Source organism: Buchnera aphidicola (Pemphigus obesinymphae) (genome assembly GCF_026122815.1).
In the GTDB taxonomy this organism is placed as follows: Bacteria; Pseudomonadota; Gammaproteobacteria; order Enterobacterales; family Enterobacteriaceae; genus Buchnera_C; species Buchnera_C aphidicola_BJ.
The window spans coordinates 99,887-123,555 of the sequence record NZ_JAIWQW010000001.1 but is presented as its reverse complement, the minus strand read 5'-3'; the positions used below and the strand labels follow the sequence as shown (position 1 = coordinate 123,555).

Below are 23,669 nucleotides of genomic sequence, written 5' to 3'. Positions count from 1 at the left end.
ATTCGGTAGGTGAATTTAAAGAAGATGCTTTAGAAGCAATATCAGATATTGTTAACCATAAAAGAATACCTTTATTGGTAGGGGGAACAATGTTGTATTATAAAGTATTGTTGAAAGGTTTAGCACCGTTACCGTCTGCTAATATAGAATTGCGTAGTGATTTACTAAAAGAAGTAAAAATTATTGGTGAAATTGCTTTACATAAGAAATTAAAAGAAATTGATCCAATTTCGGCAGACAGAATTCATCCTAATGATTTACAGAGGGTCATAAGGGCATTAGAAGTTTTTTTAATTTCAGGAAAAACGTTATCTGCGTTAATAAAAAAATCTACTTATAATTTCCCCTATAAAGTAATTCAATTTTCATTAATACCAAGAAATATGTTTTTGTTATACGAAAATATTGAACGTAGATTTAGAAAAATGTTAGATTTAGGGTTTCAAAAAGAAGTTGAAGATTTATTTAATAGAAAAAAATTGAATATTAATTCATGTTCTATTAATAGAATAGGATATTCTCAGATGTGGAAATTTTTATCTGGTCATTTAAGTTATAGAGAGATGTTTGAACAATCTATTACAGCTACCCGTCATCTAGCTAAACGTCAAATGACATGGTTAAAAAGATGGAATAATATTCATTATATATATAATGATGATATTAATTTATCTGTTAATCAAATATTAAAGATTTTTAAAAAATTTAAATCTAATATAATTATCTAATATATGTTTCCTTGCATAATTTTAAATATATTTATTTTTTATAAAAATGATGTTAGTGAATATTAACTACATATTTAAATAAATTTAGAATCTATTTTACGTGAAAAAATTTCAAAATAATCATAGATATAAAAGAATAATGTATTTTATTCATTGATGTAATTTTTTATCTATTTTTTTAAAAAAATGAATTAATTTTTATTAAGTAATTATTAAATATTATATCTCGATATAAACAAATTTGAAACTAATATTTCAGTAAATGATTTATTTATGGTAGATAAATTTTTATATTAGTATACAAACTTATATATGAATAAGTTTGATAATACGTGATTAATTTTATAAAAATGGAGTATTAATATGGTTTGGAATGAACCCAGTGATGATGGATCGAATGGTAATCCATGGAGAAAAAAAAATAAAAAATTAGAAAAGAACCTAAAAAAATATAAATCTAATAAAATATTTTTTTTTAATATAAAAAAATGTTTTGTTATATTAAAAAACTTAATAAAAAATAATAGTAAAAATCTTGGGTCATCTAAAAATATTAAAATTCCAATTATTACGATACTGATATTTATTCCGTTATTATTATTTTTTAAAGGATTTTATATTGTGAAAGAAACTGAACAAGGAGTGGTGACGAATTTGGGTAAATTTAGTCGGATAGTAAATCCAGGATTACATTGGAGACCAATTTTTATTGAACAAGTAAAATACGTTGACGTTGCGACAGTAACAGGAATGACATCATCTAATTTATTATTAAATGCAGAACAAAAACTGTTAAATATAGAAACAAATATGGAATATAAAATTGTAAATGTCAAAGATTATTTTTTTTCAGTTACAAATCCTGATGAAATTATGCGGCAAATAACTAATGGTGTTTTATACAATGTAATAGGATGTTTTACTACAGATAAAATTTTAACAAAAGATAACAATATTATTAAAAAAATCATACAGAAAGAAATAGAAAAAAAAATAACATTATTCAAATTGGGTATAAAAATTATAGATATAAATTTTAAAAAAATTGATTTTCCAAAAGAAATAAGACATTCATTAGATTTAATCCAATTAGCTCGTAAAAAGAAAAAAGAATATATCAATAAAGCTAAAAGTTATGCAGATGAAGTTATTTTTTTAGCTAATAATAAATCTGATTATATTTTAAGACAGTCTAAATTATACAATATATATAAAATAGTAACGTTTAAGAGAAATATAATCTTTTTTTCTAAAATATTTTATAAATATAAAATAAAAAGAATTTTTTTTATGGAAAATTTATATTAAATAGGTAAAAATTACGTTAATTTGTGTTTACAAATTTTAATAAATAGAAAAAATAAAATTAAATTAATTATTTTATTAAATAATTTTTTATAAGATTTTTGTCAAAATAATTCATACTTTTATTGTCCATTCAGTAACAATACGAAATTTTATTCTTTTTTTTTTAAAGATTAATCATATTGGTTATTTTTTTATAAAATTTTAAAAAAAATTTTCGTATAATTTTAAAAGATATAGAAAACATTGTTAAATATATGGGTATATAAAACACATGAATAGAATTTATATTTCATTATTAAGTATTTTTTGTTTTATTTTGTGCACTAGTTTTTTTTTAATTAAAGAAGAAGAGCGTGGAATTATATTACGATTTGGGAAAATAGTGCAAGATAAAGATGAAAAAGTATTAATTTATAAACCAGGATTACATCTTAAATTACCTTTAATAGATTTAGTAAAAAAAATAAATATTCAACTACATACAACGGAAAATAGATCTTATTTTTTTACTTCTAAAGAGAAGAAAAATTTTATTGTGGATTTTTATATTAGATGGAAAATAAATGATTTTGGTCGTTATTATTTAGTTACTGAAGGTAATAAAATTTATTCAACAGAAATTGTTTTAAAACGTAAATTTAATGATATATTAAATCAAACTATAAAAAAGTTAAATAAAAATAAATTTATTTTATATAAAAAAAAATTGTTTTATCAAAATACAAACAAAATTTTTAATTTTTATCCATTTTTTTTTAATGATTATTTTTTTAAATCATATTGTTTTAAAAATAATATGATTGCAGAAAAATATATTTCTTCTGAAAAATTAATAAGCAGTATTAATTTAACAAATTTAGGGATAAAAATAATTGATGTATCCATAAAAAAAATAAATTTATCTGCTAAAACACTAAATGAAATATATAATCTAATGATATTAGAAAATAAATTTGTTTCTAATAACGAAACTTTAAAAGGACAAATTATAGCTAAAAAAATTAAATTAGATGCTGATTATAAAGTGATGAAAATATTATCTGACGCACAAAGAAAAGGATTACTTATTCGAGAAACAGGAGAAATTACTTCATTAAAATTGCTTTCTGATTTTTTCATTAAAGAACCTCATTTTTATCGTTTTCTTAAAATATTTGAATTTTATAGAAAAAATTTTTGTAGTGAGAGAAATTTAATAATAAATGCAGATAATATTTTTTTAAATATATATAGAAAAAGTTAAACATGGTTAATTGATATTAATCAAAAATTATCATTAAAAAATAAAATCATGTAATATTCATATCATGTTACTAAAATATATTTATTGAAAATATTTAATACATTGATACATATTGCATTTTTATATAAAAATTATTTTTTTTTAAATAGGTTATTTAAAGTTTATGTATAAGAATATTATTATATTAGGTGCCCAATGGGGTGATGAAGGAAAAGGTAAGATCGTAGATGTATTAACTAAAAAAGCAAAATATGTTGTACGGTATCAAGGAGGACATAATGCGGGACATACTTTAGTTATTAACGGTAAAAAAATAGTTCTTCATGTTATTCCTTCGGGTATTTTACATAAAAATGTAATAAGTTTATTAGGAAATGGTGTTGTAATTTCTCCTTTTGCATTAATGGACGAAATTAAAGGTTTAGAAAAACAAGGTATCGTTACTAAAAATAAAATATTAATTTCTGAAAATTGTTTTTTAATTTTGCCTTATCATGTTCAGTTGGATGTAGCGAGAGAGAAAAAAAATGGAATTAATGCTATAGGGACGACTAAACGAGGAATTGGTCCTGCATATGAAGATAAAGTTGCAAGACGTGGATTACGTATTGGTGATTTACGAGATAAAAAGAATTTTTCTATTCGTTTAAAAAAAGTAGTAGATTATTATAATCATCAGTTAATACATTTTTATCAAGAAAAACCTGTAAACTATGCTGATATTGTAACAGATGTTTTAACTTTATCTGATAAATTAATTAGTATGATATCGGATATTCCAGATTTATTGCATGTTGCTATGAAACGTAAGGAATTAGTAATATTTGAAGGAGCACAAGGTACTTTATTAGATATTGATCATGGAACTTATCCTTATGTGACATCGTCTAATAGTACTTCTGGAGGGGCTAGTACTGGCTCTGGAATTGGGCCTTTAAATTTTGATTATATACTTGGAGTTGTAAAATCTTATACTACTCGTGTAGGTTTCGGTCCTTTTCCAACAGAAGTATTTCATGAATTAGATGATTATTTTTGTAAATACGGATCTGAATTTGGTTCTACAACAGGAAGACGAAGAAGAACTGGTTGGTTAGATATAGTTGCGTTAAAAAGATCCATAAGGATTAATTCTTTATCAGCTTTATGTTTAACAAAATTAGATGTACTCGATAAATTAAAGGAAATTAAAATTTGTACAGCATATAAATTGTTAAAAAATAATTCTATTATTACTAGTACTCCATTTTCTGTTAATGATTGGAATGGGATAAAACCAATTTATGAAACTATACCTGGTTGGCAGGAGAGTACTTTAGGTGTTAATTCTTTATCTAAATTACCCTTAGCAGCAAAAAATTTTGTTAAACGAATAGAAGAATTGACAGAATCACCAATTGATTTTATATCTACAGGTCCTGATCGTAAAGATTTAATAATATTAAATCATTCGTTAAACGTTTAAATAATGAAAGGTGATATATAATTGGTTTTATATTCCGCATATAGCACAATTTAAAAAAATGATGTTGAAAATTTGTATTACATTTTTTATTTATATAAAAATATTAATTTTTAATTTTAGTAATTTTAAATTTTTAACAAAATATGTACGATTTTTTATATAAAAATTTTTTAATTTTATGAAATATCATGTATTGAGTTTTTTTGTTTACTGAGATATATTATGATTATAACGCAATTATTTTTTTATACAGTTCCTTTTTTTATAAAAATTTATTTTTAAAAAATTAATCTTTAAAAGGAGCAATATAATGAGTTATTATGAAATAATATTTATGGTTCATCCTGATCAAAGTGAACAAGTTCCAATTATGATTGAAAAATACAAGCGTTTAATAAAAAAAAATAGCGGTGCTATTAATCGATTAGAAGATTGGGGAAGACGTCAGTTAGCTTATTCTATTAATAAATTACATAAAGCACATTATGTATTAATGAATATCGAAATTGATTCTAAATTTATTCGCACATTAGAAAATGATTTTAGATTTAATACTGCTATTATACGTAATATTATTATTCGTATGAAAAAGGCAATAATAGAACCTTCTCCTATGATAAAAACAAAAGAAGATAAAAAAGATAAAAAAGAAGATTTGTTAGCATAATTATAATTATATGTATTTATATATATAATTATAAAATATTAATGAAATAATTAGTATTATTATCGATACTATTTTTATGTTAAAAAAGGAATATATTAAGATGATTCGTTATTTTCGTCGTCGTAAATTTTGTAAATTTACAGCAGAAAAAATAAAAGAAATAGATTATAAAGATATCTCTATCTTAAGAAATTATATAACTGAAAGTGGTAAAATTGTACCTAGTAGAATTACTGGAACTAAAGCTAAATATCAACGTCAATTATCTCGTGCTATCAAAAGAGCTCGATATTTATCTTTATTACCATATACAGATCAACATCAATAATTATTTAATGGAAAAATAAAGAGGATTTATTAATGCAAGTTATTCTTCTTTCTAAAGTAAAAAAATTAGGTAATTTAGGTGAACTAATCGATGTAAAATCAGGGTATGCGAGAAATTATCTTTTACCGACAGGAAAAGCCATTTTAGCTACTAAAAAAAATATTGAAATTGTTGAATTACAAAAAATTAAATTGAAAGAAAAAATAGCTAATAAATTATATATTGCTCAATCTAAGGCAAAAAAAATAAATTCAATTGAATCAATAATTATAAAAGCTAAATCCGGAGAAGAAGGTAAATTATTTGGTTCCATAGGAACTCGTGATATCGCAGAAGCGATAACTTTATTAGGTGTTTCCGTTAATAAGAATGAAATTCGTTTACCGAATGGTAAATTGCGTTATATAGGTGAACATCAAGTAATATTTCATCCTCATAATGAAGTGAGTGTAATGATTACTATACATATTGTTTCTAAATCTTAGGATGAAACATATATGTTTTAAAATGTGCTATCATACTATTCTGAATAAAAGAGTTTAATTAAATGTTAAATGAAATTTTTAAATTAGTTAAAGAAGTAGGTAGTGTGATAATGCAATATTATAATAGAATAAAATTAATTAATATCTCTTATAAATCAGATGGATCTCCTGTAACTAAAGTAGACAAAATAGCAGATAATATAATTAAAAATAGATTAAAAACAATTTATCCAGAAATTCCTTTGTTGTCTGAAGAAAACTTATCCGATTGGAATAGAAATAAAAATTGGAATAAATATTGGTTAATTGATCCATTAGATGGTACTAAGGAATTTTTAAATAAACGATGCGAATTTACAGTTAATGTTGCATTAATTAAAAAAGGAATTCCTGTCTTTAGTGTGATTTATGTCCCTTTTTTTAAAATATTGTACTATACAGATAATAATAAATCTTGGAAAGAAGAAAAAGGACATACAAAGCAAATTCATGTTTATGATAATATTCCACCGCGTATTGCGTTAAGTTATTCCCATCCAGATAATAATATTGATAATTATTTAGAAAAATTAGGATCTTATGAAATAATTAAAATAGGTTCTTCTTTTAAATTTTGTTTAATTGCAGAAGGTAAAATACAGTTTTATCCCCGTTTTGGAAGAACTAAAATTTGGGATACAGCTGCTGGAGATGCTTTAGTAACCGCTGCTGGGGGTATAGTAAATACGTGGAATCAAATACCTTTAAATTATTATCCTAAGTTGGATTTTTTTAATCCAGGATTTTTTGCTGCAACCAATACAAAATTATATGATATAATATTTAATAAATATAAAATTAATAACGAACTATTGTAAAAAATAATATTATGAATAAAAAAATTGATATTAGAATTTTAGATTCTAGGATTGGTACAATTTTTCCATTTTTAAATTATGTTACTAAGGGTTCTTCAGCTATAGATTTACGAGCATGTGTAAAAAAAAAAATAAAATTGTCATCTTTGGAATCAATTTTATTGCCTACTGGAATTGCTATTCATATTTCTGATCCTGAAATCACTGCCATGATTTTACCTCGTTCCGGTTTAGGGCATATTTTTGGCATTGTGTTAGGTAATTCGGTAGGTTTATTAGATTCTGATTATCAAGGTCAGATCATGGTTTCTATTTGGAATAGAAGTAAGAAAGAATATATAGTAAAACCTGGCGACCGAATAGCACAAATGGTTTTTTTACCTGTTATTCGTCCAGTATTTAATTTAGTAAATAATTTTACTATAACTACCGAACGAGGTAAAAAAGGTTTTGGTCATTCTGGAAATCAATAATTTTAAAAAAATTCTTTTTGATTTATACCATACTTAATACGATAATCATATAATTTATCCAAATTATATTTCATATCTTTTTTTTCTGACAGGTAATTAATTAAATCTTGTATATTAATAATAGATATTACTTTACAATTATAGAGGTTTTCTATTTCTTTTACAGCGGAATAATTTTCGTTATCTATTTCTTGACGATCTAATGCTACAATTATTGCCGATATAGTAATGTCACTTTTTTGTTGAATGTGTTTCATGGAATTTTTAATAGCTGTACCAACTGTGATTACATCATCTATAATTATAATATTTTTTTTGAATGTATGACCTATTAGTGTTCCTCCTTCACCATATTTTTTAATTTTTTTTCTGTTAAAACAAAAAGGAAGATTGATATTATAATCTCGATTTAAAGACAAAGATGTAGATGTTACAATAGGAATTCCTTTATAAGCTAATCCGTATAGTACATCACACTGTATTTTTGATTCTACTATGGCATGAGCATAAAATTTGCCTAATTTAGATATGTCTTTTCCAGTATAAAATAACCCAGAATTAAAAAAATAGGGACTTTTTCTTCCTGATTTTAATTTAAAATCACCAAATTGTAGTACTTTCTTTTTTAAAGAGAACTTAATAAATTCTTGTTTCCAATTTATCATTTTATTAACCTTGTTATTTTATAAAAATTTTATTAAAAATGTATATATAAATCATGTAAGAATTTTTATAAATATAAAAAAGATAATTTTATCTAATATAAAATAAAAATTTTATATCATAAGATTTAATTTTAAATAATTTATTAAATATTTTTTGGCCCCTGCTGGATTTGAACCAGCGACCAAGCGATTATGAGTCGCCTGCTCTTACCTCTGAGCTAAGGGGCCAAATTTTTTATTTTGAGGCTAATATATATTATTATTTTAATGATAATATTTCAAGTAATATTCCATATATTTTTATTAATTTTATATGTAAAAGTATTTTTAATATGTATATATGTATATAAATAAAATTTATTGATTTATAAAAAAAATAGTGATAAAATCTTATTTTCCTCTGTAGTTCAGTTGGTAGAACGGCGGACTGTTAATCCGTATGTCACTGGTTCGAATCCAGTCGGAGGAGCCACACAATTTTTCTACTGATGTTTTTTTATTTTTATAATTTAAATTTTTTTATAAGATTATTAATTTTATCTTATTTAAATTTATTTTTTGATTCTATATATTTTATTTTAAATATTTTTTGATGAAAATTATTTTTTTATTCATAGTAAGTTTAAGATTATGATAAAATTTTTTAAAAAATATAAAAAAAATGTATCGACGTTTCTTTTTTATGATTATGAAACTTTTGGAACAAATCCTGCTTCAGACAAACCTTCACAATTTGCATGTATTCGTACTGATATTAATTTTAACATTATTGATAAACCAAAAATATCATTTTGTTATCCTCCAATAGATTATTTACCAAATCCTGAAGCAATATTAATTACGGGTATTACTCCACAAAAAACATTTTTAGATGGTTATAATGAATTTTATTTTTCTAAGTATATTTATAACATTTTTAATATAGGTAATACTTGTATTATAGGTTATAACAATATTCGTTTTGATGATGAAATAACTCGAAACATTTTTTATAGAAATTTATTAGATCCTTATTCTTGGAGTTGGAAGAATAACAATTCTCGTTGGGATTTATTGGGTGTTTTGCGTACATATTACGCAATTCGGCCTAATGGAATAAATTGGCCGATAAATGAAATAGGGATGCCTAGTTTTAAATTAGAAAACATTAGTAAAGCAAATAATATTTCTCATACTACAGCGCATGATGCTCTATCGGATGTTTATGCGACTGTTTTATTAGCAAAATTTTTAAAAGAAAAAAATGCAAAATTATTTAAATTTTTATTTGAAATACGTGCTAAAGAAAAATTATTAAATTTAATAGATATAAATAATATGAAACCAGTATTTTATGTATCTGGATTATTTGGTGCTTCTCGGAGTAATATTAGTTTAATATCTCCAATATTACGACATCCTAAAAATAATAATATATTGATAGGTATTGATTTAACTAAAAATATACTTTGTTTAATTAATTATTTAAAACAAGTGAATACCAAAACATTAAATTATAATGAATTATTTTCATTAGGATTTTTATTTATATATTTAAATAGATGTCCGATATTAGTTCCTTTAAATTGTCTCTTAAAAAAAGATTTAAATAGATTAAATATTAATAAGCAAAATTGTTTTAGTAATTTATACATTTTAAAGGAAACACCATCAATTAAAAATTATATTTTATTTTTTTTAAACTACAATCATGGTGTATTACCAAAAGATATTGATTTGACAATTTATGATTCTTTTTTTTGTAATCAAGATAAAAGCATTATAGAAAAATTGCATATACAACTTCCATTAAATAATGTTGATGATAAATTTTCTTTTCGTGACAATAGAATAAAAAAAATATTATTTCGTTGTAAGGCTCGTAATTTTCCTGTTTTTTTAAAAGATAATGAAAACAAAAAATGGTTAAAGTATTGTAATACAGTTTTAAATAAAAAATTAATGTCTAATTATAGATTAAATATAAAATTTTTATTAAAAAAGTATAATCAAGATGAAGAAAAAATTTTTTTATTAAAAGAATTATTAATTTATTCTGAAAATTTGGAGAGTTATATTTTAAATTTTTAATTAATTAATATTATTTTTTAATTTCTTTTTTAATGGGTAACATAATATTTATTTTTACTTTATTTAATTTTTCTATTTTTATTAATATAATGATTAAATCATTATATTACAATTTATATGTTTACAGTAGTAATCATACTATTAGTCCATATTACAACGTTTTTAATAAAATATATTTTAAAATAAAAGTATTTAATGATTATGAATTGATTAGTTCCAGTAGTGAATTTTAGAAATTTATTTATTTTTAAACAAGAAATTTTCCATGTGTTTTTCTATTATTTTTCTGTCTTTTAAATTTAACATGTTTAATTTTCTTTCATTTATTATCGTAGTTTGTTTAGACATCCATATTTCCCAAGCTAATTTAGAAATTTCATTATATATACGTTTTCCTAATGTTCCTGGGTATATTTGATATTCTTGTCCTTCCGCTTCTTTTTTTAAAAATTTACAAAAAATGATACGATTCATTGGATATTTTTATCTCATATTGTTTTTAAGAATGGTTATAATTTTTTTAACAGGACTAGATAAACCTATTAATTGTGGATTTATAAGGTTATACCAAATATGATAGTTATGATGAATATTTTTTTTTTGTGACAAACTTACAGTTATGTGTATAGGTATAATATATAATTTTAAATGGCTAAAATAATGGTAAAATGGATTGATTATTTGTTTTTTACTTTTTTTAATATTTTTCCCATTTAGCCAAGATTGAGCATGTATTTCTTTATAAAATTCCGGAAAAGAAAATAAACTAGCCCATATGCCATATGATGGTCTTTTTTTTAAGAATATAAAATGATTATATTGTAAAATTAAAAAATAAAAAGTTTTTTTTAAAATATTTTTGTGACTATGCTTTTTAGGATAATCTTCATAATTATTATTTGATAATGATATACAATTGATATTTAATGGACAAATATTACATTTTGGTTTTGTTCTTGTGCACACTAAAGAACCTAGATCCATCATAGCTTGATTAAATTTTCCAGTATTGTGTATTGGTGTAATATTGTCAATAATTTTCCATAATTTTTTTTCTGTTTTTTTTTCGTTTATTTTTGTATTAATTGCGTAGTAACGAGTAATAATTCTTTTTACATTACCATCTAGAATAGGGTAGCAATATCCAAATGCCAATGATAAAATAGCTCCGGCAGTGGACTTTCCTATTCCAGGTAATTGGATTAGTTCAATAAAATTATCTGGAAATTTATTTTTATATTTTTCTGAAATAATTTTAGTTGTTTTATATAAATTTCTTGCTCTGGCATAATATCCTAATCCACTCCAAAGAAAACATATTTCGTTCATAGAAGCTTTTTTTAGACTTTTAAAGTCTGGAAATTTTTGAATGAAGGCATTAAAATACGGAATTACAGTTTTTACTTGTGTTTGTTGTAACATTATTTCCGATAGCCAAATTTTATAAGGTGTTTTTTTAATTTGCCAAGGAAGGTTTTTTCTACCATGAATATGGTACCAATTTATAATTAATTGATAGAAATTATAAAATGTATTCATATATCTCCAATCCTATTATAATAAAATTTTTATTAATTTTGCATAAATTTTTATAATTGTTGGGTAATATTATTTAGATAAAATTTAAGGATAATCCAATTTTTTATATTATAATATTGTTATATAATTTTATAAATGATAAAAAAAGATTTTAATATGGTCAATAATATTATAATTCCGAAATATAATAATAAAGGTGTATTTTTGCGTCAGATTCGTAGTTTCGTTATCAGGAATAAAAAAATTAATGATTCTGGTATAGAAATTATAAGGAATGTTTTTCCTATTTTGGGTTTATCATTTAAGATAGAAAAAATAAATTTTGACAAGATTTTTAATACTATATCTCCTGTAGTATTGGAAATTGGATTTGGTACAGGGAAAACATTAGTTGATACTGCTTTGAAGAACAATAAAAAAAATTTTTTAGGTATTGAGGTACATCAAAATAGTCTTTTAAAATGTTTAAAATATGCACATTTTAAGAAAATAAAAAATTTAAAGGTTATATATCATGATGCAGAAGAAGTAATGTTATATATGATTAGAAATAGAACATTATCTAAAGTACAAATATTTTTTCCTGATCCTTGGCATAAAAAAAAACATTATAAAAGAAGACTTTTGAAAAAAAATTTTATTAATTTAATTTTAAAAAAATTAGTTTTAGGTGGTACATTACATGTAGCTACTGATTGTCAAAGTTATGCAGATAACATTGTTGAAATAATAAATTATATTCCAGGGTATAAAAATTTATCAGAAACAAATACTTATATTGTAAGACCAAAAAATCGTCCTGTGACTAAATTTGAAAAAAAAGCTATTATTTTAAACAAAGTTATATTTGATTTATTTTTTGAAAAAATAATATGATATCAGTCATGCAAAAATATTTCTAACAAGTTGTTTAAAAATAATTTCCCTTTTTTTGTAGTTTTCCAAGTAAGTAATGTTTCTTGTAAATAATTTTGGGAAATAGCAGATTCAATATTTTTTTTAATATATTTTTCTTTAAGAAAAGTATATTTAACAAAGTTTTTTCGATATGTTGGTTGGAATAATCTTAGAGTATTCATGAAATATTCAAAGGGTTTATCTTGGTCTTTTACTTTATATATTTTATTTATATATTTTCCATTGATAAAATCGAAAACACCTTTATTTTTAATAACTCTAATTAGAGAACCATTTTTCTGTGTTAATTTACCGTGAGCACCGCAACCTATACCTACATAATCACCATATTTCCAGTAGTTAATGTTATGTTTACAATAGTATCCTTTTTTTGCGTAGGAAGAAATTTCATATTGTTGATAACCTGATTGAGTTAATAATTTTCTACCTTCTTTCCATATTTTCCACATATTTTCTGAATTTGGTAAATTTAATTTTTTACTATAAAAAATAGTATTGGGTTCAATGGTTAATTGATACCAGGAAATATGATGAGGATTTAAAGAAATGGCTGTTTTTAAATCTGATAAAGCATTTTTTAACGATTGTGATGGAAGTCCGTACATTATATCAAAATTTACGTTTTTAAATTTAATATCATGTATGATAGTTTTAATATTAGGAATATCGATATATTCTTTATCTCGTGATAAGATGTGTAATTTTTTTTCATTGAAAGTTTGTATACCTATAGAAAGTCTAGTGATACCAATTTCTTTGTATTTTAGAATTTTTTTATATTCTATGTCTTTAGGATTGGTTTCTATTGTAATTTCTGCTGATGGAGAAACATAAACACATTTTTTTATTTCTTTTAATAACATATTTATAGATTCGTAATGGAATAAACTAGGTGTTCCTCCACCGATAAAAATAGAATTAATAATTCTATTTGAAGTTAAATTTATGTCTTTTTTTAAATCTAATATCAGATGACGAATATATTCTTTTTCTGGAATTTTGTTTTTTGTTACATAAGTATTAAAATCACAGTAAGGACATTTTTTAAAGCACCAAGGAATATGAATGTATAAGCTAAGAGGAGGTAAAGTTATCATGTCAGTATTTTTAATTATGTTATGAATTTATAATTCACGTATTTGTAATATAAAACATGGTAATTATTTTTAAAGTACATTTTTTTTATTTGTAGATATTAATTTTAATTTAATAAAAATTATTTTTTTTATATCCCGTGTTAAAAAACCAGCTTTCTAATATAATTACTGCGGAAATAGAGTGTATTTTATTTTTTTTTAATGATTTAAAACCATCTTGTGCAAATAATATTGACTTAGCTTCTATTGTACTTAGACGTTCATCATGTAATTCTACATGTAAAGAAAATTTTTTTTTTATTAATTTTGCAAATTTTTCTGTTTTTTTTGTTATATTTTGTTTGCTTCCATCTATATTTAATGGTAGTCCAACCACAATGAATTGCGGTTTCCATTCTAATATAAGAGCACCAATTTGATTCCAATCTGGAACTCCAAATTTAGCTGGAAGAGATTTTAATGCATGTGCTGTAAAAGTTAATTTTTGTCCTACAGCTACACCGATGTTTTTTATTCCAAAATCAAAAGATAATATAAGCATGTTTAAATCTCTAGAAATAAAAAATATATTTATGTATTTATTTTTTCATTTTTAATATTTTTTTTTCAATGGTATTTATAATTAAGTCTGTAATGGATTTATCACAATGTGATTCAATTTCGCAAATTCCAGTAGGGCTGGTGATATTAATTTCTATCAATTTATTTCCAATAACATCGATTCCTACAAATAGCAATCCCATTTTTTTTAATGCATTTGAAATGTAATTGGCTATTTTAAAATCATCTTGATTTAATTTTTTTGGTTTCCCAATGCCACCAGCAGCTAAATTACCTCTTGTTTCACCAGATTTTGGAATTCTAGCTAAACACCATGGAAATGGTTTTCCATTTATAATAAAAATACGTTTATCTCCTTTTTTTATTTCAGGTAAATAATTCTGTAACACGCAATATGATTTTTCATATTTAGTCATAGTTTCGATAATTACTGATGTGTTAGGATCATTTTTTTTTACACGAAAAACAGAACTACCTCCCATACCATCTAGTGGTTTTATGATTATATCTTGGTGTTTATTTAAAAATTGACGTATTAAAATAGTATTACTTGTTATTAAAGTATCAGGTATAATTTCAGGAAAATCAGTTGCAAATATTTTTTCATTAAATTTTCTTAGACTTTTAGGCTTATTAATAACCAATACTCCTGATTTTTCTGCAGCTTCTAAAATATATGTTGCGTAAATGAATTGCATATTTACAGGAGGATCCTTACGCATTAAAATAACATCTAAACTAGATAATGGAATATATTCTTCTTTTCCTAAGAAGAACCATTGTTTTTTATTTTTTTCTATTCTTAATAGACGACTCTTAGCATAACTTTTATTTTTTATTAAAAATAAATCATGAATTTCCATATAATAAATTGTATATTTTTTTTCTTGTGCTTTTATTAAAATAGCAAAACTAGAATCTTTTTTTATGTTAATGGTAGAAATAGGATCCATTATTATACCTAGTTTTATGTTCATTATTTTCCAGTTTTTTTGTTTTTTTTAAAAAAAAAAGTTATTAGAATTTTTAAATATAATTTTTACTACTATTTGACATTAATAATTTTATTTCATTAAAAATACATGATAAAAAATATTACTTTAATACAGAATATGTTTGATTAAAATTTATTTTGATTTTTATGGTTTTTTTTCGATTTATAAAATATATATTTAGATTAACATTTATTAATTCAATATGAATGTTCCATTGTTTAAATAACATAAAAAATACTACTATTTTAATAACAAAATTAGTTAAAGATAATTTAAATATATATTTTTTATATTTTATTTTGATAAAAACATATGCAATATATAGATGTATAACAAGTTAGAATTACAGGTAAAATTAATATTTAGCAAAAATAATATAAATCAATCTTTTATTCTTCATTATATTGAGGTCCAGCATAATTATCAAATCTAGACCAATGACCATTAAAAGTTAAGCGTATTTTTCCGATAGGGCCGTTTCTTTGTTTCCCTATGATAATTTCTGCAATACCTTTGAGATCACTATCTTCATGATATACCTCATCTCTATATATAAACATTATAAGATCAGCATCTTGTTCAAGGGAACCAGATTCTCTTAAATCCGAATTTACAGGTCTTTTATCAGATCTTTGTTCTAAAGATCTGTTAAGCTGAGATAATGCTATAACAGGAACTTGTAATTCCTTTGCTAAAGATTTTAAAGATCTTGAAATTTCTGCAATTTCCAATGTTCGATTATCTGACAACGAGGGTACTCTCATCAGTTGTAAATAATCAACCATAATTAAACTTAAACCATTATTTTCACGATATATACGACGTGCTCTTGAACGAACTTCACTAGGAGTTAAACCAGAAGAGTCATCAATGTACATATTTTTCTTTTTTAATAAAATGTTCATTGTACTAGAAATTCTAGACCAATCTTCATCGGTTAATTTTCCTGTGCGAATATGAGATTGATTCACTCGGGATAAAGATGCAAGCATACGCATCATAATTTGTTCAACAGGCATTTCAAGACTAAATATTAACACTGGTTTATCGTAAATCATAGCAGAATTTTCGCATAAATTCATGGCAAAAGTAGTTTTACCCATAGATGGTCGTGCAGCTATGATAATTAAATCGGAACGTTGCAATCCAGATGTTTTTTTATTTAGATCTTGGTATCCTGTATTGATCCCTGTAACACCATCATGTGGATTTTTAAATAATTTTTCTATATTTTCTACAGTCATATTAAGGATTTGTTCGATATTTTTAGGTCCAGAATCTTTTTTAGATCTTTTTTCCGCAATTTCGAAAACTCTTGATTCCGCATAATCTAATAATTCTTCGCTTTTTCTTCCTTGAGGATCATATCCTGCATTAGCTATTTTATTAGCTACTAAGATCATTTCTCTTACTACAGCACGTTCACGGACTATGTCTGCATAAGCGGTAATGTTAGCAGTACTCGGTGTATTTTTTGATAGTTCTGCTAAATAGGCAAATCTACCAACTCTTTCTAAAGTTCCTTTTTGTTCTAAAGATTCTGATAAGGTGATCAAATCAATAGGATTACCAAGATCTAGTAATTTTTGCATTTCACGAAAAATCAAACGATGAGAAAGGCTAAAAAAATCATCAGCAACAATGCGTTCTGAAACTGTGTCCCACCTTTCATTATCTAACATTAAACCTCCTAATACAGATTGCTCTGCTTCAAGTGAATGAGGAGGTATTTTAAATTTATGAATTTGGTTTTCTTTTATTTTTTTTTTATAGAATTTATTTTCTGACATAATTAATATTATAATATCATGTAATGAATAGATTTAAAATTATAACCTAATTTTAATATAAGAAACTATATGATAATGAATCTATTTATATTTGGTATTTTTAAATATGTCTTCATTTTTATTAATTTTTTTTATTATTATAAAAAAAAATGTTTATTTTTATAATAATAAAAACAATACTCAATTTTTTAAATTTATTTTTTAATTAATTTCGATATTGGCTATTAATAGTATAATTTTACCAGATTGGAATTGGTTTTTTACTGTATTTTTAGTAAGTATTCTTTTTTTTAGAATATATTTTTTCTTAAATTATAATATATATTTTTTTAAATTTTTTGATAAATATCATATGGGTATTTTTATATGAATAAAAATTATGTGTAACATTTTTATTATTAATTTTTTATTAAATATTTTAAAATTGATATAATATTAAAGAGATTAGTTTTTATAAATTTTTTCTCATATTTTTGTTAAATTTATCTTTTTTTCATTCATATTCTATCGTAGAATATATTATTTAAAGCATTTATTGAATCTATAAAAAGATCATAATTTAGTGATAAAATTACTAAATTTTTCATATTTAATAATTTTAAATGTAAAAATTATATTTTATACTTTTATTTCTTTTTGATTAAATTATTTTAAAATTTTTTGTATTAATTCTTTTTATATTTTTTTACCATATCTGGTAAAAAAATTAGTATTTTAGATATTTTAAATGATGTTAACTACCTTTCTTTATAAAATATTTGTCTAGTCTGTCAAGACTATTATTTTTAAAGAAATAATAACCGATGTTTAAAATATTAATTCAATTAATTTTTAATGAAAATATTATGTTTTTCAGTTTAAATTATTTGTATCCAGATGTTGAAGTTAAGAACAGAGATCTAGTTAATGAATAATGAATAATTTCATTTTTCTTATTATCGAGAATATACTCTCCTTTTTTTAAATAAAAAATTATTTAGTTTATTTATGTAAAATAGAGAAAATTTTAATGGGTAGAATTTTCTCTATTTTAGAGAATTAATTTCATTTTATATTTCTTTTCTTAATAGATTTTATGTTATTATTTATTTGGGAAAAGAATATCAATATTTTTTATAAAATGTTGATATATTATTAGATTTATTTTTGTTTCATTAATATTCTGTCGTAGAATATAGTATTTTAAGTATTTATTTATGTAATGTCATTTCTGATATAACAGGACATTTCTATTATATAAATGTTATAAAAAAGATTATGTAATTAAATTTACTGAGTAGGTAAACAAATGGCAAGTAGAGGTATAAATAAAGTAATTCTTATTGGTAATTTAGGTCAAGATCCAGAAATTCGTTATATGCCTAATGGTGGAGCTGTAGCAAATATTACTTTGGCTACTTCTGAAACATGGAGAGATAAAAATACAGGAGAAATGAAAGAAAAAACTGAATGGCATAGAGTAGTATTATTTGGGAAATTAGCAGAGATAGCCAGAGAGTATCTTAGAAAAGGTGCACAAGTATATATAGAAGGTGCATTACAGACAAGAAAATGGCAAGATCAAAATAGCGTAGATCGTTATACTACGGAAATCATCGTGAATATTAGTGGAACAATGCATATGTTAGGAAATAGAAATGTTCATAATTCATTTTCTAATGAAAATATACAAAAAAATAATATGATATTGCAAGAAAAAAATAAATTAGAAAAAGGTGATGTGAAATTCAATAAATCTAGTGCTTACAATAAAAAAGAGATTTCTATTAATGATGAGTCTCAAATTGATTTTGATGATGATATTCCTTTTTAAAAATATATTAACTAAATTAAAATGATTATAGCACCCCGTGTTTAGGGGGCTAGTGGTTTATATATATTTTTTACTCATTAATTTAATCAATACCAATATTATATTTCTTTATAATATTATTATAAATCATAATAATTTTTTAAATTCTAACAAACATTTACAAAATTTTTGAGGTTGTGAGATAAAAGGTGCGTGAGCGGATTGATTAATGGTAATAGAATAACTATTTGGTATTATTTCATCTAAAATATCGGCTATTTTATTAGGAATAAAAGGATCTAAATTACCATATATTCTTAATAATGGAACAGTTAATTTTTTTATATTTTCTCTTAAATCGACAGAACATAATGTTTTCAATCCTTCTATTAAAGCTATTCTTTTAGGATAAGGGTACAATAATATTTTTTTTTTAATATTGAAAAATATTGATAAGGTTGAGAAAAATTAAAAATTTGTAAATCTATAAAATTTTTAACAGTTTTCGCATAGTTATTACTTAAAGAATTATAAATATCTTTAAATATTTTAGGATTAATACCAGGCCATTGCGGACGAATTGTGAAACAAGGAGAAGAAGATACGTTAATAATTGCTCGTACATTTTTAGGATAGTATAAACCCATCATGTTAGCAATTAAACCTCCAAGAGACCAACCTAACCAGATAGCATCTTTAGGCATATAGTAAGATAAAATTTCTATTGTAGATTTAATTTTTATTGCTGAACAATGTCTACTTTTCCCAAATCCAGGTAAATCAACCAAATATAACGTAAAATGTGAATTTAATTTATAAATAATATGATACCATATTTTTATATTTAATCCCCACCCATGTAAAAGTATCAGATTGATGTTTCCTGATCCTATTTTTTCCCAATATAATTTATTCATAATTTTTTCTTTCTAAAAGTGTTTTATTTTAGTACGGTATATATAATATCAATTTTCACTGATATGATATATATCATGATGTTTTTTAAAAATAAATTATTCCATTTTATGGATATCAAATTTGAAGATAATTTTTTTCTTGTTATAAAATAAATAAGTATTATAATTAATTATTTTCAATCAATATCTTACCTAAGTATTCTTATTATGATTTATATTTCTAAACCAGCCCAAAAATATTTTAAAAAATTGCTTACAGATGAAGCAAGAGGTACTCAGATTCGAGTTTTTGTTGTTAATCCAGGTACACCTAAAGCGGAATGTGGAGTATCATATTACTCTCAGGACGAAATACAAGATAATGATTTGGAAATAAAATATACTGATTTTAACGTTTATGTTAACGTATCCGATGTAGATTTTTTAAAAAACGCTAAAATTGATCTTGAAATAGAAGGTACAAATTCGAATTTAACTTTAAGTGCTCCTTTTGCTAAATGTAAAAAAAGTAAAGAAGATTTATCTTTAAAAGATCGTGTACAGTATTTTTTAGATGTTGAAATTAATCCTGCTTTATCTTTGCATGGTGGTCAAGTTTTTTTAATTGACATTACTACATTGGGATATGTTATATTAAAATTTAGTGGTAGTTGTAATGGATGTTCAATGATTGGTGTAACTTTAAAAGAAGGTATAGAAAAAAAATTATTGCAGGTTTTTCCAGAAGTTAGAGGAATTACAGATTTAACAACTCATAAACATGGTCATCATTCTTACTATTGATTGTAAAAACATTTTTATATGGTCAGTATCATATATTATTATTCAATATAACAATAGAATTTTATTCTATAATTGATTAATTAAATGTATATTTATTTTCTGGAGTTAATTCTCCTCTTATGTTTTTTTGCATTATTTGTCTTATTTTTTTATTGGATAAATTTTGACAAAATAAAAAATGAAGTTTTGTAAGAGCAGCTTCTATAGTTAGATCATATCCACTAATAACACCGACATTAGCTAGTGAATTTCCTGTTGCGTACCCTTTCATATTGACTGAACCAGAGACGCATTGTGTTAAATTAACAATTATAATATCACGTTGATAAGCTATTTTGAGTTCGTTTAAAAATTTTTTATTTTGAGGAGCATTTCCTACTCCGTAAGAACATAAAATTAATGCTTTAACTGGTTGAAGTAAAAAATTATGAATAATTTTGGCAGAAATTCCTGGATAGATAATTATTACTCCAATAGGTTGTGGAGTTACGTGATGTATTTTAAAGTTTTTACGAATATCCGTTATTAAAGGTTTAAATATATATCTAACTTGTATTCCTATTTCGATTAATTGAGTAAAATTAGGAGAAATAAAAGCATTAAATCCATTGGCATTAGCTTTAGTTGTTCTATTACCTCGATATAATTTGTTATTAAAAAAGAGAGTTACTTCACAAATGGGATAGTGAGCTGCTATAAGTAAAGAATTAAGTAAATTTTGTCTACCATCAGATCGTATTTCATAAAGAGGTATTTGTGAACCTGTAATAATAACGGGTTTTTGTAAATTTTCTAATAAAAAAGATAATGCTGATGCAGTATAAGACATTGTATCAGTACCATGGAGAACAATAAATCCATCATATTTTTCATAGTTAATAGAAATATCATTAGCTATGATTTGCCAGTCTATAGGACTCATATTGGATGAATCGATTAATGGTTGATACTCGTTAATAATAAAATTAGGTATTTCTGGTTGGTGAAAATCAGGCATGTTATTTATTTGTTTTTGCAAATAACCAGACATTGGAACATAACCATTTTTTGAATTTTTCATTCCAATGGTACCACCTGTGTAAGCAATATATATAAATTTTTTATTCATTTCTCTCTCTCAGGTTAAAAAATTAAAATATTACATGTTTATGTATATTACTATAATATGAGTATTTATAGTATATTAAATGTATATTGTATATTTTTGAAAATAAGTATTTTTTTTATATAAAATGTTTTTTTTAATTATTGTATAATAATTTTAAGTGTTAACATTAAATAATAGATCATAATGATTAAAAAAAAATCAGATTTGAATTTTTTATCGGAAGTAGAAAAAAGAAGAACTTTCGCAATTATTTCTCATCCAGATTCTGGGAAAACAACTATAACCGAAAAAATATTGTTGTTAGGAAAAGTGATTCATAAATCTGGTACCGTTAAAGCTAGAGGTTCCGGAACGTACGTTACATCTGATTGGATGAAAATTGAAAAAAAGAGAGGTATTTCTATTACCAGCTCTGTCATGCAATTTTATTATAAATTTCATTTAATTAATTTGTTGGATACCCCAGGTCATCAAGATTTTTCAGAAGATACTTATCGTATTATTACTGCAGTGGATTGTTGTTTAATGATTATCGATGCAGCTAAAGGAGTAGAAGAAAGAACTAAAAAATTAATTAATATAACCAGATTAAGAAATACGCCTATCATTACTTTCATTAATAAATTGGATAGAGATGCTAAAGATCCCATAGAGTTGTTTGATGATATTGAAAATAAATTAAAAATATCTTGCACTCCTATTACTTGGCCAATAAATTGCGGACGTTTATTCCAAGGTATATATCATATTCATGATAAAGGAATATGGATTTATAAAAAAAATGTAAAAAAAAATAAAAAAGAATTATTTTTTTTAAAAATACCAGATTTAAACAATATTTTATTAGATAAAAATATTGGTACAGAATCAGCTCATAAATTACGTGAAGAAGTGGAATTAATAAAAGGGTGTTATTCAAAATTTGAACGTTCTTTCTTTTTAAAAGGTAATTTAACTCCAGTATTTTTTGGCAGCGCTTTAAGTAATTTCGGTGTAGATCACATGTTGCATAGTTTAATAAATTGGGCTCCATGTCCAACATACAAAAAAACTGATATTAGAAAAGTAGAATCTAATGAAGAAAATTTTTCTGGATTTATTTTTAAAATACAAGCAAATATGGATTCTAAACATAGAGATCGTGTTGCTTTTATGAGAATAGTATCAGGTAAATATGTTAAAGGTATTAAATTATTACATGTTAGGACAGGAAAATATATTGTTGTCAATGATGCACTTATATTTTTAGCTGGTGATAGATTTTCAGTCGACAGTGCTTATCCAGGAGATATTATTGGGATACATAATCATGGAACAATTAGGATAGGTGATACTTTTACACAAGGTGAACGAATTAAATTTATTGGTATTCCTAATTTTGCTCCTGAAATATTTCGGTGTATTCGATTAACTAATCCATTTAAACAAAAACAGTTATTGAAAGGATTAAAAGAACTTTCAGAAGAAGGTGCTGTTCAAACATTTCGTCCAATATTAAATAATAATTTAATATTAGGAGTAATAGGTGAACTGCAATTTGATGTAGTTATTGAAAGATTAAAAGAAGAATATTTTATAGAAGCTGTCTATGATAGTGTAAATATTGTAGCTGCACGATGGATATCATCTTCTGATAGCACGCAGTTGAATAAATTTAAATTAAAATATATATCTAATTTAGCAATTGATGGAAATAATGAACTAACGTATATTGCTCCGAGTTTAGTTAATTTAAATATTGTTATTATGCGTTATCCAAATATTATTTTTTCTAAATTTCAAGAAAATTAATGTTTTTTACGATATTCAATTTTTATTAAATAATTTAATACTAGGTAATATTTAATTTTCATTGATAATAATCAAAATATATTTTGAAA

At 23.3% G+C, this 23,669-nt stretch carries 24 protein-coding genes and 2 tRNA genes; 15 read left to right on the top strand and 11 right to left on the bottom strand.

Going from position 1 to position 23,669, the window contains the following annotated elements:
- The 9 genes from miaA to dut all read left to right on the top strand — a co-directional run.
- A partial coding sequence (gene miaA / locus LDP10_RS00630) for a tRNA (adenosine(37)-N6)-dimethylallyltransferase MiaA (RefSeq protein WP_265196814.1) occupies positions 1 to 728 on the top strand: 728 nt, incomplete at its 5' end.
- 363 nt (positions 729 to 1,091) lie between these two features.
- On the top strand, positions 1,092 to 2,036 hold the full coding sequence (gene hflK / locus LDP10_RS00625) for an FtsH protease activity modulator HflK (RefSeq protein WP_265196813.1): 945 nt from the start codon (positions 1,092 to 1,094) through the stop codon (positions 2,034 to 2,036).
- Positions 2,037 to 2,307: 271 nt separating this feature from the next.
- On the top strand, positions 2,308 to 3,279 hold the full coding sequence (gene hflC / locus LDP10_RS00620) for a protease modulator HflC (protein ID WP_265196812.1): 972 nt from the start codon (positions 2,308 to 2,310) through the stop codon (positions 3,277 to 3,279).
- Positions 3,280 to 3,442: 163 nt separating this feature from the next.
- Positions 3,443 to 4,744 carry an adenylosuccinate synthase gene (locus LDP10_RS00615; RefSeq protein WP_265196811.1) on the top strand — a complete coding sequence of 434 codons (1,302 nt, stop codon included), beginning with the start codon at positions 3,443 to 3,445 and terminating at the stop codon, positions 4,742 to 4,744.
- 310 nt (positions 4,745 to 5,054) lie between these two features.
- Positions 5,055 to 5,411, top strand: coding sequence for a 30S ribosomal protein S6 (gene rpsF, locus LDP10_RS00610; protein ID WP_265196810.1), 357 nt, complete (start codon positions 5,055 to 5,057; stop codon positions 5,409 to 5,411).
- A 100-nt stretch (positions 5,412 to 5,511) separates the two neighbouring features.
- Positions 5,512 to 5,739, top strand: a complete 228-nt coding sequence (gene rpsR, locus LDP10_RS00605) for a 30S ribosomal protein S18 (RefSeq protein ID WP_265196809.1) — start codon at positions 5,512 to 5,514, stop codon at positions 5,737 to 5,739.
- Positions 5,740 to 5,771: 32 nt separating this feature from the next.
- Positions 5,772 to 6,224 carry a 50S ribosomal protein L9 gene (rplI, locus tag LDP10_RS00600; RefSeq protein ID WP_265196808.1) on the top strand — a complete coding sequence of 151 codons (453 nt, stop codon included), beginning with the start codon at positions 5,772 to 5,774 and terminating at the stop codon, positions 6,222 to 6,224.
- 62 nt (positions 6,225 to 6,286) lie between these two features.
- Positions 6,287 to 7,081, top strand: coding sequence for a 3'(2'),5'-bisphosphate nucleotidase CysQ (cysQ, locus tag LDP10_RS00595; protein WP_265196807.1), 795 nt, complete (start codon positions 6,287 to 6,289; stop codon positions 7,079 to 7,081).
- 11 nt (positions 7,082 to 7,092) lie between these two features.
- Positions 7,093 to 7,554 carry a dUTP diphosphatase gene (gene dut / locus LDP10_RS00590; RefSeq protein WP_265196806.1) on the top strand — a complete coding sequence of 154 codons (462 nt, stop codon included), beginning with the start codon at positions 7,093 to 7,095 and terminating at the stop codon, positions 7,552 to 7,554.
- A 2-nt stretch (positions 7,555 to 7,556) separates the two neighbouring features.
- Here the strand turns inward: dut and pyrE are convergent, their stop codons facing one another.
- Together pyrE and LDP10_RS00580 are read right to left on the bottom strand one after the other, a co-directional pair.
- Positions 7,557 to 8,219, bottom strand: a complete 663-nt coding sequence (gene pyrE, locus LDP10_RS00585) for an orotate phosphoribosyltransferase (protein ID WP_265196805.1) — start codon at positions 8,217 to 8,219, stop codon at positions 7,557 to 7,559.
- A 155-nt stretch (positions 8,220 to 8,374) separates the two neighbouring features.
- Positions 8,375 to 8,447: transfer RNA gene (locus tag LDP10_RS00580), tRNA-Ile, on the bottom strand.
- A 168-nt stretch (positions 8,448 to 8,615) separates the two neighbouring features.
- On the opposite strand from LDP10_RS00580, the gene LDP10_RS00575 reads away from it, so the two are divergent.
- Together LDP10_RS00575 and sbcB are read left to right on the top strand one after the other, a co-directional pair.
- Positions 8,616 to 8,691, top strand: a tRNA-Asn gene (locus tag LDP10_RS00575).
- A 158-nt stretch (positions 8,692 to 8,849) separates the two neighbouring features.
- A complete protein-coding gene (sbcB, locus tag LDP10_RS00570) occupies positions 8,850 to 10,289 on the top strand; it encodes an exodeoxyribonuclease I (RefSeq protein WP_265196804.1) in 1,440 nt (479 codons plus the stop codon).
- A 237-nt stretch (positions 10,290 to 10,526) separates the two neighbouring features.
- On the opposite strand, the gene LDP10_RS00565 is transcribed toward sbcB, so the two are convergent.
- Both LDP10_RS00565 and mutY read right to left on the bottom strand, forming a co-directional pair.
- The gene (locus tag LDP10_RS00565) at positions 10,527 to 10,763 is read right to left on the bottom strand and encodes an oxidative damage protection protein (RefSeq protein WP_265196803.1); all 237 of its coding nucleotides are present in this window, start codon (positions 10,761 to 10,763) and stop codon (positions 10,527 to 10,529) included.
- A 9-nt stretch (positions 10,764 to 10,772) separates the two neighbouring features.
- A complete protein-coding gene (gene mutY / locus LDP10_RS00560; protein ID WP_265196802.1) occupies positions 10,773 to 11,828 on the bottom strand; it encodes an A/G-specific adenine glycosylase in 1,056 nt (351 codons plus the stop codon).
- A 156-nt stretch (positions 11,829 to 11,984) separates the two neighbouring features.
- Here mutY and trmB point away from each other — a divergent pair, with 156 nt between their 5' ends.
- Entirely contained in the window at positions 11,985 to 12,704 is a 720-nt protein-coding gene (gene trmB, locus LDP10_RS00555; protein ID WP_265196801.1) for a tRNA (guanosine(46)-N7)-methyltransferase TrmB, read from the top strand.
- Positions 12,705 to 12,706: 2 nt separating this feature from the next.
- Here trmB and hemW read toward each other — a convergent pair whose 3' ends face one another.
- The 4 genes from hemW to dnaB form a co-directional block, all read right to left on the bottom strand.
- Positions 12,707 to 13,843, bottom strand: coding sequence for a radical SAM family heme chaperone HemW (gene hemW, locus LDP10_RS00550; protein ID WP_265196800.1), 1,137 nt, complete (start codon positions 13,841 to 13,843; stop codon positions 12,707 to 12,709).
- 109 nt (positions 13,844 to 13,952) lie between these two features.
- Positions 13,953 to 14,384 carry a Holliday junction resolvase RuvX gene (ruvX, locus tag LDP10_RS00545; protein ID WP_265196799.1) on the bottom strand — a complete coding sequence of 144 codons (432 nt, stop codon included), beginning with the start codon at positions 14,382 to 14,384 and terminating at the stop codon, positions 13,953 to 13,955.
- A 37-nt stretch (positions 14,385 to 14,421) separates the two neighbouring features.
- Positions 14,422 to 15,381 carry a glutathione synthase gene (gene gshB / locus LDP10_RS00540; RefSeq protein ID WP_265196798.1) on the bottom strand — a complete coding sequence of 320 codons (960 nt, stop codon included), beginning with the start codon at positions 15,379 to 15,381 and terminating at the stop codon, positions 14,422 to 14,424.
- 407 nt (positions 15,382 to 15,788) lie between these two features.
- Positions 15,789 to 17,189, bottom strand: a complete 1,401-nt coding sequence (gene dnaB, locus LDP10_RS00535; RefSeq protein WP_265196796.1) for a replicative DNA helicase — start codon at positions 17,187 to 17,189, stop codon at positions 15,789 to 15,791.
- 1,288 nt (positions 17,190 to 18,477) lie between these two features.
- Here dnaB and LDP10_RS00530 point away from each other — a divergent pair.
- Complete coding sequence (locus LDP10_RS00530) at positions 18,478 to 19,002, top strand: single-stranded DNA-binding protein (protein ID WP_265196795.1); 525 nt, start codon at positions 18,478 to 18,480, stop codon at positions 19,000 to 19,002.
- 126 nt (positions 19,003 to 19,128) lie between these two features.
- Here the strand turns inward: LDP10_RS00530 and LDP10_RS00525 are convergent, their stop codons facing one another.
- Together LDP10_RS00525 and LDP10_RS00520 are read right to left on the bottom strand one after the other, a co-directional pair.
- Positions 19,129 to 19,401: a hypothetical protein gene (locus tag LDP10_RS00525; protein WP_265196794.1), complete on the bottom strand. Its 273-nt coding sequence runs from the start codon at positions 19,399 to 19,401 to the stop codon at positions 19,129 to 19,131.
- Positions 19,377 to 19,898: an alpha/beta fold hydrolase gene (locus tag LDP10_RS00520; RefSeq protein ID WP_265196793.1), complete on the bottom strand. Its 522-nt coding sequence runs from the start codon at positions 19,896 to 19,898 to the stop codon at positions 19,377 to 19,379. The genes LDP10_RS00525 and LDP10_RS00520 overlap by 25 nt, the downstream gene beginning before the upstream one ends.
- Before the next feature lie 207 nt (positions 19,899 to 20,105).
- Between LDP10_RS00520 and LDP10_RS00515 the strand changes: the two genes are divergently transcribed.
- Positions 20,106 to 20,681 carry an NfuA family Fe-S biogenesis protein gene (locus LDP10_RS00515; RefSeq protein WP_265196792.1) on the top strand — a complete coding sequence of 192 codons (576 nt, stop codon included), beginning with the start codon at positions 20,106 to 20,108 and terminating at the stop codon, positions 20,679 to 20,681.
- A 76-nt stretch (positions 20,682 to 20,757) separates the two neighbouring features.
- Here the strand turns inward: LDP10_RS00515 and ansA are convergent, their stop codons facing one another.
- Positions 20,758 to 21,789 (bottom strand): asparaginase, encoded by a 1,032-nt coding sequence (ansA, locus tag LDP10_RS00510; RefSeq protein ID WP_265196791.1) that lies wholly within the window; start codon positions 21,787 to 21,789, stop codon positions 20,758 to 20,760.
- Between the two features lie 183 nt (positions 21,790 to 21,972).
- Here ansA and prfC point away from each other — a divergent pair, with 183 nt between their 5' ends.
- Positions 21,973 to 23,580, top strand: a complete 1,608-nt coding sequence (gene prfC, locus LDP10_RS00505; protein ID WP_265196790.1) for a peptide chain release factor 3 — start codon at positions 21,973 to 21,975, stop codon at positions 23,578 to 23,580.
- Positions 23,581 to 23,669 lie beyond the last annotated feature (89 nt).